This window comes from Niallia sp. Sow4_A1, from assembly GCF_052116745.1.
GTDB lineage: Bacteria > Bacillota > Bacilli > Bacillales > Cytobacillaceae > Niallia > Niallia hominis.
Genome location: NZ_JBQKKM010000084.1, coordinates 1 through 10,304 on the forward strand (window position 1 = coordinate 1; position 10,304 = coordinate 10,304).

Sequence of the window (10,304 nt, forward strand, 5' to 3'; positions counted from 1 at the left end):
AATACCCACAAAATTAGTAACAGAAACCGTGCGTCAGAACATGCCATACTTAAATCAAGCGATTGGAAAACCCATTCACTTTGCCTTACAGGGATTAAAAGGTTTTTAAAACTTACTAGTTATAGAAGATTACAATATACTTTTTTACAAGGAACACTAGAAAATAAAAAAGAGGCTTCTCAAAAGTTTACTTAAACTTTTGAGAAGCCTCCGTTGTCTAACTTCAATATTAGCAAAATGTTAGCAAACCACTCTCATCTTACTCCAAAACCCAGTCATACCAAGGGTTTGAGGGCCTTATTACATCATGCCGCCCATTCCACCCATGCCGCCCATATCAGGCATTGCAGCACCTGCGCCACCTTCTTCAGGTTTATCAGCAACTACAGCTTCTGTTGTTAAGAACATAGCAGCTACACTTCCTGCGTTTTGTAAGGCAGAACGAGTAACTTTAGTTGGGTCAACAATACCAGCTTCAATCATGTTTACCCACTCGCCGTTAGCAGCGTTGAAGCCTGTTCCTACTGGTTCGTTTTTCAATTTCTCAACGATTACAGATCCTTCTAGGCCTGCGTTGAATGCGATTTGACGAACTGGCTCTTCGATTGCGCGTAGAACGATGTTTACACCAGTTGCTTCGTCGCCTTCTGCTTGGATAGCAGCTACTTTATTGTATACGTTTAGAAGAGCTGTACCACCACCTGCTACGATACCTTCTTCCACAGCAGCGCGAGTAGAGTTTAGAGCGTCTTCGATACGTAATTTACGTTCTTTTAATTCTGTTTCCGTTGCAGCACCAACTTTTACTACTGCTACACCACCAGAAAGTTTTGCAAGACGTTCTTGTAATTTTTCACGGTCAAATTCAGAAGTTGTTTCTTCTAATTGAACACGGATTTGGTTTACACGTGCTTGGATATCTTCTGTTGAACCAGCACCTTCTACAATTGTAGTAGTTTCTTTTGTGATGACTACTTTTGCAGCGCGTCCTAAAGACTCAATAGAGGTTGTTTTAAGCTCTAAGCCAAGATCTTCTGTGATTACTTGACCGCCAGTTAAAACAGCGATATCTTCTAGCATTGCTTTACGACGATCACCAAAGCCAGGAGCTTTAACAGCTACTGCAGTGAATGTTCCGCGAAGTTTATTTAATACTAATGTAGCATTTGCTTCGCCTTCTACGTCTTCTGCAACGATTAATAATGGTTTCCCTTGTTGAACTACTTGCTCTAATACTGGTAAGATTTCTTGGATGTTCGAAATCTTCTTATCTGTAATTAAAAGATATGGATTTTCAAGAACAGCTTCCATTTTATCTGAATCAGTAACCATGTATGGAGATACGTATCCACGGTCGAATTGCATACCTTCTACTACATCTAATTCAGTAGTGAAACCTTTTGATTCTTCAATTGTGATAACTCCGTCGTTACCAACACGCTCCATTGCTTCAGCGATTAATTGTCCTACTTCTTCATCAGCAGAAGAAATAGCAGCAACTTGTGCAATAGAAGCTTTGCCTTCGATTGGTTTAGAAATAGCTTTTAACTCTTCAATTGCAGCAGCAATCGCTTTGTCCATCCCTTTACGGATACCCATTGGGTTAGCACCTGCTGTAACGTTTTTAAGTCCTTCGCGAATCATTGCTTGTGCTAGAACTGTCGCAGTTGTTGTACCGTCCCCTGCAACATCATTTGTTTTGCTTGCTACTTCTGCAACAAGTTTTGCCCCCATGTTTTCAAATGCATCTTCTAATTCGATTTCTTTTGCGATTGTTACACCATCATTTGTAATAAGTGGTGAGCCATATTTTTTCTCAAGAACCACGTTGCGTCCTTTTGGTCCAAGTGTTACTTTTACAGCATCTGCTAGAGCATCAACCCCACGCAGCATAGCACGGCGAGCTTCTTCACTAAATTTAATATCTTTAGCCATTTTGAAAAACCTCCTCAAGTATTGTTATCTCATGTATTTTTTTATTACGTAATCTCTTATGTTAAAATTGAATTAGCCAATAATAGCTAAAATGTCGCTTTCGCGAAGAATTAGATACTCTTTCCCTTCGTATTTCACTTCAGTACCAGAGTATTTTGAGAAGATAATGCGGTCATCAACAGATACTTCAAGCGCTACACGCTCTCCGCTCTCTAATACGCGACCAGTTCCTACAGCTACTACTTTGCCTTCTTGAGGCTTTTCTTTAGCAGAGTCTGGTAATACGATACCACTTGCAGTTTTTTCTTCTGTTTCAACAAGCTCAATAATAATGCGATCTCCTAATGGCTTTAACAAGTGAAACAACCTCCTCAAATTATATACATTTTATTTTCTTATTAGCACTCAATCACTATGAGTGCTAACACAATTATTATATTAATTAATCTTTTCTCATAATGCAAGAGACAAGACTTATTTTTTCGTAAATTTTTTTCTAGTTTCTATTTCCCTTAGAGAGTATATACGTTAAAGCTTTAAATATTCACACTTTCTATTATTTTAGTTGTTACTATTTGAAACAGAGCACTGCTTATTAGTAGAATAGGAAGTATGATTGTCTCTTTGCTCAAATATAATAAGAACAGATTAACATTGATATATTCCTTTCACACATTTTTTTAAACCTATCAATTATCTAAAGGAGCTTTTATTTTGAAAAAAGAATATTGGATTATTTTAATAACTTACATCGCCATGCAGCTCTCCACTTTTGTTGGAGTTCCGGTCATTCTTTTTATTGCTGGTTTACTTGGATACAATCCAGCTTCCAAAGCGATTCAATTCCAATCTAACATTATTTGGCTAATATTTAGTTTTATCATCGCCTTAATTATCTGTCTTGTTTTGCTAAGAAAGGAAGTCAGTAATCCGATGCGTTCAGATGTAATGAGCATTCCTTCCTCTATTGGGTGGGCAATTGGTGGGGTATTTCTGTCTTTATTTGCCCAAAGCTTTGCCGGAATCATTGAACAGCAATTAGGCATAAAACAAGGATCAGAAAACACAGAACAAATTATGCAGCTTATCAACGCAGCACCTCTTGTGATTATAGTAGTAAGTATTATTGGACCGATTCTAGAGGAAATTGTATTTCGTAAAATCATTTTCGGTTCCCTATATCAGCGATTCGGATTTTTCATTTCTGCACTAATTAGTTCCCTAATCTTTGCAGTTGCTCATAGAGATTTTGTCCACATCCTTCTATATGCAAGCATGGGCTTTACCTTTGCATTCCTATATGTAAAAACCAAAAGAATCCTTGTGCCAATCTTTGCCCATGTCGCAATGAACACACTCGTAGTAATTTTGCAATTAAACTATGACAAAATTATCGAATGGCAGGAAAAATACTCGGGCGTAACACAATTTATTGGAGGATTTTTATAAAATGAGAAGATCACCGTTATTTTCAGGAGTTCTATATATTATTTTTGGAGCTCTTTTTACGTATTTTGCAATCCACGATTTACAATTAAATCAAGAATGGGGATTCTATACGTATTTACTAGTCATCCTGGCAACCTTTGACATCGGATCAGGAATAAAATTAATCAACTTTCACTTTTTCCTGAAAAAAAACCAAACAGATAGAAAAAAGCCGAAACAATGATAGAAAATAATTAAGAGTGGAAATCAACGGGCCACTTTTTAATTCTTTCTAAAAAAAATGCGTGTATAAGAATGTAGTTTCCGCTACACCCTTATACACGCATTTCCTTTTTATTCTTCCGTTTCCTCTGCCTCTACATCTGGCGTAGGATAATGCTTTAAGAAATAAACAAGCGATTGCAGCTCCACAGCCAAATCAATATGATGTACTCTCACATTCGCTGGCACATTTAAGCGAGCAGGAGTAAAATTCAATATTCCTTTGATATTGCTCTCTACTAAACGATCTGTAATAATTTGTGCTGCATGTGCTGGTACCGTTAGTATTGCTACTTCAACACCATTCTCTTGCAGAACCTTCTCTAAATCATCCATATGATGAATAGGCACATCGTTCACTAAAGTGCCAATCTTTTCTTCTATAACATCGAATCCTACTTCAATTTTTGTGTTATTATTTTTTAAGAAGTTATATTTCAAAAAGGCAACCCCTAAATTACCAACACCAATTAAAGCTACTTTCGTTAGTTCATCTTGATCTAATGTTTTACGGAAAAATGATAATAAATAGTTTACATTGTATCCATATCCCTTTTTTCCAAGCGCGCCAAAATAAGAGAAATCCCGTCTTATTGTGGCAGAGTCGACCTTCACTGCTTCACTTAATTCAGCAGAAGACACTCTCTGCTTACCTGATGAATGTAAATTTTTTAAAAAGCGATAGTATAATGGTAACCGCTTTGCTGTTGCCTGCGGTATTTTCATTACCTCATTATGCATACTTATCCCCTACCTATATATAAAAATTAGCAGTTATTCTACTGCTCTCTTTTGTAATCGCCATTTTTTCCACCTGATTTCTCGACTAAATAGGTGTTGCCAATTACCATCCCTTTATCCAAGCTTTTACACATATCATAAATCGTTAAAGCTGTAACAGATGCAGCAGTCAATGCTTCCATTTCCACACCTGTACTTCCGACTGTCTTTACGGTTGCGGAAATAATCAATTGAAAATCTTCCGCATCGTCTTCCCATTGAAATGATATATCGACACCCTTCAACATAATTGGGTGACACATAGGTATGATGTCAGCTGTTTTTTTAGCAGCCATTATTCCTGCTACTTGGGCAACAGCTAGTACATCTCCTTTTTTTATCTCCTGCTTTGTGATTTTCTCATAAATTTCTTCACTTACTTTAATACTAGATAGAGCAACAGCTATGCGAGCGGTTTCACTTTTTTCTGATATATCAACCATTTTCGCATGGCCTTCCTGATTAAAATGTGTAAACTCCCCCATAATAACACCTCTAAGCAAAATGATACACTATTTTAAAGAGAATGTGTATTTATTATCACTTTTTTCCCATTTCCCCTTTTATTGCAGGATAACATATTTATAGGTTACACTTATGGTACATAATCCCCTGAGGTGAAGAAATGATACTATTACAAGTAAATCAGCTATCTAAGCATTTTGGAGCTGAACTTATCTTATCAAATATAAAATTAGAAGTACAAACGAGAGACCGAATCGCTCTAGTGGGAAGAAACGGCGCTGGCAAATCTACCTTATTGAAAATTATCGCTGGGCAATTATCCTATGACTCCGGTGAAATCATAAAGCCCAAAAATGTCGAAATAGGTTATCTAGCTCAAAACACAGGTTTGGAATCAAGCCTTTCCATTTGGGATGAGATGTTAACAGTTTTCCATGAGCTTCAAGTAAAAGAAAAACATTTAAGAAAACTGGAACAAAAGATGTCCGATCCCAATACAATCGAAAACCCAGATGCTTTTGAGCGAATTTTAAAGGAATATGACCACCTGCAATTTGAATTTAAAGAAAGCGGTGGCTATCAATACGAAGCAGATATCCGCTCCGTTTTACATGGTTTAAACTTTAGTACATTCAATTACAGTACAAAAATCTCTACGTTAAGTGGTGGTCAAAAAACAAGATTAGCACTAGCAAAGCTTCTACTAACTACACCAGATATTCTCATACTAGACGAACCAACAAACCATCTAGATATTGAAACATTATCTTGGTTGGAGCAATACTTGCAAGGTTATAAGGGTGCTGTATTAATCGTTTCCCATGACCGTTATTTCCTTGATAAAGTAGTGACCCAAGTGTACGAAATATCAAGACACCATATTCAAAAGTTTATTGGTAACTATAGCGGTTATCTTGAGCAAAAAGCGGCAAATTATGAGCGAGAAATGAAACTTTACGAAAAGCAACAAGATGAAATTGCCAAACTAGAAACATTCATTCAAAAAAATTTAGCAAGAGCGTCTACTACCAAAAGAGCACAAAGCCGCAGAAAAACATTGGACAGAATGGATAGAATCGATCGTCCAGACGGCAATGAAAAATCTGCTTCCTTCGGCTTTGAAATTACAAAACAAACAGGAAATGATGTATTAAAAATTAATGATCTTTCCATTGGTTATAAAGATAATTCAGTATCTGAGCATATTTCCTTCCAAATAAATAGAGGTGAAAGTGTTGCCCTAGTTGGCCCAAATGGTGTTGGAAAATCAACGCTATTAAAAACAATCATTGATAGGCTGCCAAAACATGCTGGTTCGATAGCACTTGGCTCAAATGTCATGATTGGATACTACGATCAAGAACAAGCAGAACTTACCTCTAATAAACGAGTCCTTAATGAATTATGGGATGACTTTCCACTGACACCTGAAAAAGATATCCGTACTGTCCTCGGCAATTTCTTATTTTCAGGAGACGATGTTTTAAAAATAGTAAATTCATTAAGTGGTGGAGAGAAGGCACGTCTCGCATTATCTAAGCTAATGATGGAAAAACCAAATGTCTTAATTTTGGACGAGCCGACAAACCATTTAGACTTAGACAGTAAAGAAGTACTCGAAAATGCTTTAATTGATTACCCAGGTACCATTCTTTTTGTTTCCCATGACAGATATTTTATTAACAGAATTGCAACAAAGGTGATTGAATTAGATAAGAGTGGATCCACAGAATTCTTAGGCGACTATGATTATTATGTGGAAAAGAAGCTGGAGCAAGCAGAAATTCAGGCATTAGAAGCAAATGCTGCTGTAAAACAAGCACAAAATACAGGGACAGAAGAGAAAAGCTCTTACCAAATGAGCAAGGAAGTGCAAAAATTAGAACGTCAAAGATTAAGAAGAATTGAAGAAATAGAAACAACTATTGAGGAGCTAGAAATAAAAGTATCAGAACAGGAAGCTCTTCTATGCGAACCTGAAATTTTCCAAGATCACGAAAAGGTCTTAGAGTTAAATAAAAGCCTTGAACAGTTAAAGGATCAAATCGAACGGTTAATGGATGAATGGACCGAATTATCAGATAAGTAAAAAGTACTGGGTATTTATTTACCCAGTACTTTTTTTCCACATTATTATCCACATATCAAGGATTGTTTTATCAACTTTCCACATATTTACCCACATTATCCACAAATACATAATAAATTATTCACATTATCCACAGCGTATGTATATAACATCATATTTATTCACAGTGACGCATATAGTGCCAAAGTCTTACTCCATTCCATTGTGGATTGTTATATCTAATCCTGGGTTTCCGTTCAAATCCAATCTTGATCGCTGCCCTTTTTCAAAGAAAATGGTTCCTGCTGCAGCAATCATTGCCGCATTATCTGTACATAAAGCTAATGGTGGTATCGTTAATTTTACGGAATTCATCTTTTTAAACTTATCCATAAGAGCAGTTCTAAGTCCTTTATTAGCAGCAACCCCACCTGCTAATACAACTTGCTTCACTTGGTACTGCTCTGCTGCTTCGACAGTCTTTGATACCAATACTTCCACAACACTTTCCTGAAAGCTAGCTGCCAAATCTTCAGGTCTAATAACTTCTCCACGTTGCTCAGCGTTATGCACAGTGTTGATAACTGCTGATTTCAATCCACTAAAACTAAAATCATAGGTTCCTTCTATCCATGCTCTTGGCAACTTTACAGCAGCAGCATTCCCTTCTGTCGCTAGTCGATCAATATGAGGGCCACCTGGATAAGGAAGATTGAGTGTTCGCGCAACCTTATCATAGGCTTCTCCAGCAGCGTCGTCTCTTGTTTCTCCAATAACTTCAAAATGACCATGCTCTCTCATTAATACTAATTCTGTATGCCCACCAGAAACCACTAGTGCTAATAAAGGGAATTCTAATTTATCCACAAGTTGATTGGCATAAATATGCCCAGCAATATGATGTACACCCACAAGTGGGATATCATGTGCAAAACTTATTGCTTTAGCAGCATTCACTCCTATTAAAAGAGCTCCTACCAAACCTGGTCCCTCTGTTACAGCAATTGCATCGATTTCTTCATAAGTGACATCCGCTTGGGAGAGCGCTTCTTCTATTACAAGCGTAATTTGCTCCACATGATGTCTTGAAGCAATTTCTGGAACGACTCCACCAAATCTCTTATGGCTTTCAATTTGAGAAGCTACAATATTTGAAAGGATTTCCGATCCATTTCTTACAATAGAAACCGCTGTTTCATCACAGCTTGTTTCCATACCCAATATAATCAAATCATTATTATTTTTCATAATTTCACCCACATTACTAAAGCATCTTCTTGTTTATCTGTATAGTACTTCTTTCTAATTGCACCGTTTTGGAATCCTAGTTTTCTATATAAATTTTGTGCCACCATATTTGTCACACGGACTTCTAATGTCATAGAAGTAGCACCAAGCTGCCTTGCCTCATCCATTATCTTTATAAGTAACGTTTCACCGAGCTTTTTTCCTCTGTACTCTGGCAGAATAGCTATATTTGTAATATGAGCTTCATCTACAACAATCCATACTCCACAATACCCGACAAGCCCTTCTTCATGTTGGATTACAATATATTTAGCAAATCGATTTTGTGTTAGCTCATTATAAAAAGCCTCTTTACTCCAAGGAGTAGTAAAAGAAATCATTTCGATTTTAAAAATATCATCGATATCCGCAACTGTCATATAGCGAAATTCAAATGCTGACATTATCCCCTGTCTTCCTTTATCTCTTTTTTATTTGCTTTCAGCCAATTTGCCTCTGCCTCTGCTAACCGTATATAATTAGGTGTAAACATATGTATCGCTTCAGCTGGCCTTGATTCTCCTAACATAGCAAGGATAGAAGGTCTCGGATTAAAATCCACTCCATCTGCTAAATAAGCAAGATCACCTAATCCGTCCTTTAAGGTTTCTTCATGAAGAGGTAAATCATTCCCAACAAATAATATGCTTTTCTTCAATGGAGCAAGGTGCTGAACCCAATCTGTAGATAAAATCAATTGATCCTTTTTTATTATTTCCACTTTATTACTTGTAAAATGATATAACCCTGTATAAATCTGTCCTCTTCTAGCATCGAATAGTGGAGACACATAACCATCAAAATATCGTCCTACAGATGCAGCAAGTACTTCTAGGCTAGAAACACCTACTAATGGAATATTTAATGTCCAGGCAAGTGTTTTTGCAATCGTAACCCCAATCCGAACGCCTGTATAAGATCCAGGTCCTTTTGCTACTACAACCTTGGAGAGATCCTTTGGCTTTATATCACATTCCTTCATTAATTGCTCGATCGCAGGCATCGCTCTAATCGAATGGTTCTTTTTCAGGTTAGTGATATATTCCCCAATTACCTTTCCATCTTCATATAAAGCAATACCTAAAACAAAATTTGACGTATCTATTGCTAATATCTTCATTCAAATATCTCCTTACATAATTGCATATAGCGAGAACCTTTAGGGAATAAAACTATTTTCCTTCCTGAAGTGTCGTCATAAAACAATTGAATTTGCAAAAATTCTATTGGCAGTTGGTCCTCAATTAAATGGGCCCATTCCACAACAGTAACTCCATCCCCTTCAAAATACTCCTCAAAGCCTAAATCTTCCTCACTATCCTTTAATCGATAGACATCCATATGATATAACGGTAATATCCCTTGATATTCCTTTATTATTGTAAAGGTTGGACTATTAACCGTTTTAGCTATTCCTAATCCTTTCGCGATTCCTTTTGTAAAAGTTGTTTTGCCAGCGCCAAGATCCCCTTCTAAAGTAATTACATCCCCTGCTTTTAAAAGCAAGCCAATTCGCTCAGCAAAACTAATCGTCTCTTCCACATTATCTGCCTTCCACTCAAAGTTTTTCATAAATTACTCCTAATATTAAATTTAATAATGGTATATCTTTTATTATACTCAATAAACCTATGAGTCTAAAGCAAGTCTCCTTGTTTTTTTGAGGAAACAGAATAGTTTGTTTCATAATCCTAAAAGAAATACAAAATATCCATTCAAATCAATCTATTATACTTTTTTTCATTCATTTATCAGTCTGTTTAACTTAGATATCCACAGTCTCTCCATTTTGGAGGTTCTTAGACGAACAAAAAAATCCTTAGGTTATTCCTAAGGATTTTTTTCATTGTTTGATTGCGGGGACAGGATTTGAACCTGCGACCTTCGGGTTATGAGCCCGACGAGCTACCAGACTGCTCCACCCCGCGACGATATTAAAAGTATAAAAGCCTGGCGACGTCCTACTCTCACAGGGGGAGAACCCCCAACTACCATCGGCGCTTTAGAAGCTTAACTTCCGTGTTCGGTATGGGAACGGGTGTGACCTTCTCGCTATCGC

The 10,304-nt window shown here is 36.9% G+C and carries 11 protein-coding genes, 1 tRNA gene and 1 rRNA gene; 3 read left to right on the forward strand and 10 right to left on the reverse strand.

Features of this window, described 5'->3' with window-relative positions:
* Positions 1-300: 300 nt before the first annotated feature.
* Both groL and groES read right to left on the reverse strand, forming a co-directional pair.
* Positions 301-1,935 carry a chaperonin GroEL gene (groL, locus tag ACTQ5K_RS24575; protein ID WP_048716483.1) on the reverse strand — a complete coding sequence of 545 codons (1,635 nt, stop codon included), beginning with the start codon at positions 1,933-1,935 and terminating at the stop codon, positions 301-303.
* A 72-nt stretch (positions 1,936-2,007) separates the two neighbouring features.
* Positions 2,008-2,292, reverse strand: a complete 285-nt coding sequence (groES, locus tag ACTQ5K_RS24580; protein WP_031540004.1) for a co-chaperone GroES — start codon at positions 2,290-2,292, stop codon at positions 2,008-2,010.
* Positions 2,293-2,649: 357 nt separating this feature from the next.
* Here groES and ACTQ5K_RS24585 point away from each other — a divergent pair, with 357 nt between their 5' ends.
* Positions 2,650-3,384: a CPBP family intramembrane glutamic endopeptidase gene (locus tag ACTQ5K_RS24585; protein WP_048716480.1), complete on the forward strand. Its 735-nt coding sequence runs from the start codon at positions 2,650-2,652 to the stop codon at positions 3,382-3,384.
* Position 3,385: 1 nt separating this feature from the next.
* Entirely contained in the window at positions 3,386-3,607 is a 222-nt protein-coding gene (locus ACTQ5K_RS24590; RefSeq protein WP_031540006.1) for a YdiK family protein, read from the forward strand.
* Positions 3,608-3,717: 110 nt separating this feature from the next.
* On the opposite strand, the gene ACTQ5K_RS24595 is transcribed toward ACTQ5K_RS24590, so the two are convergent.
* Together ACTQ5K_RS24595 and moaC are read right to left on the reverse strand one after the other, a co-directional pair.
* Complete coding sequence (locus ACTQ5K_RS24595) at positions 3,718-4,386, reverse strand: redox-sensing transcriptional repressor Rex (RefSeq protein WP_031540007.1); 669 nt, start codon at positions 4,384-4,386, stop codon at positions 3,718-3,720.
* 38 nt (positions 4,387-4,424) lie between these two features.
* Positions 4,425-4,910 carry a cyclic pyranopterin monophosphate synthase MoaC gene (gene moaC, locus ACTQ5K_RS24600; protein WP_048716474.1) on the reverse strand — a complete coding sequence of 162 codons (486 nt, stop codon included), beginning with the start codon at positions 4,908-4,910 and terminating at the stop codon, positions 4,425-4,427.
* 140 nt (positions 4,911-5,050) lie between these two features.
* On the opposite strand from moaC, the gene ACTQ5K_RS24605 reads away from it, so the two are divergent.
* Positions 5,051-6,979 (forward strand): ABC-F family ATP-binding cassette domain-containing protein, encoded by a 1,929-nt coding sequence (locus tag ACTQ5K_RS24605; RefSeq protein WP_031540009.1) that lies wholly within the window; start codon positions 5,051-5,053, stop codon positions 6,977-6,979.
* A 189-nt stretch (positions 6,980-7,168) separates the two neighbouring features.
* Here ACTQ5K_RS24605 and tsaD read toward each other — a convergent pair whose 3' ends face one another.
* From tsaD to rrf, 6 genes are all read right to left on the reverse strand, one after another.
* Complete coding sequence (gene tsaD, locus ACTQ5K_RS24610; RefSeq protein ID WP_048716472.1) at positions 7,169-8,206, reverse strand: tRNA (adenosine(37)-N6)-threonylcarbamoyltransferase complex transferase subunit TsaD; 1,038 nt, start codon at positions 8,204-8,206, stop codon at positions 7,169-7,171.
* Positions 8,203-8,649 (reverse strand): ribosomal protein S18-alanine N-acetyltransferase, encoded by a 447-nt coding sequence (gene rimI / locus ACTQ5K_RS24615; RefSeq protein ID WP_031540011.1) that lies wholly within the window; start codon positions 8,647-8,649, stop codon positions 8,203-8,205. Before rimI ends, tsaD begins: the two co-directional genes overlap by 4 nt.
* Positions 8,649-9,365, reverse strand: a complete 717-nt coding sequence (tsaB, locus tag ACTQ5K_RS24620; RefSeq protein ID WP_031540013.1) for a tRNA (adenosine(37)-N6)-threonylcarbamoyltransferase complex dimerization subunit type 1 TsaB — start codon at positions 9,363-9,365, stop codon at positions 8,649-8,651. Before tsaB ends, rimI begins: the two co-directional genes overlap by 1 nt.
* The gene (gene tsaE, locus ACTQ5K_RS24625; protein ID WP_031540014.1) at positions 9,362-9,817 is read right to left on the reverse strand and encodes a tRNA (adenosine(37)-N6)-threonylcarbamoyltransferase complex ATPase subunit type 1 TsaE; all 456 of its coding nucleotides are present in this window, start codon (positions 9,815-9,817) and stop codon (positions 9,362-9,364) included. Before tsaE ends, tsaB begins: the two co-directional genes overlap by 4 nt.
* Before the next feature lie 282 nt (positions 9,818-10,099).
* Positions 10,100-10,173: transfer RNA gene (locus ACTQ5K_RS24630), tRNA-Met, on the reverse strand.
* Between the two features lie 20 nt (positions 10,174-10,193).
* Positions 10,194-10,304 (reverse strand): 5S ribosomal RNA (rrf, locus tag ACTQ5K_RS24635); the annotation flags it as partial.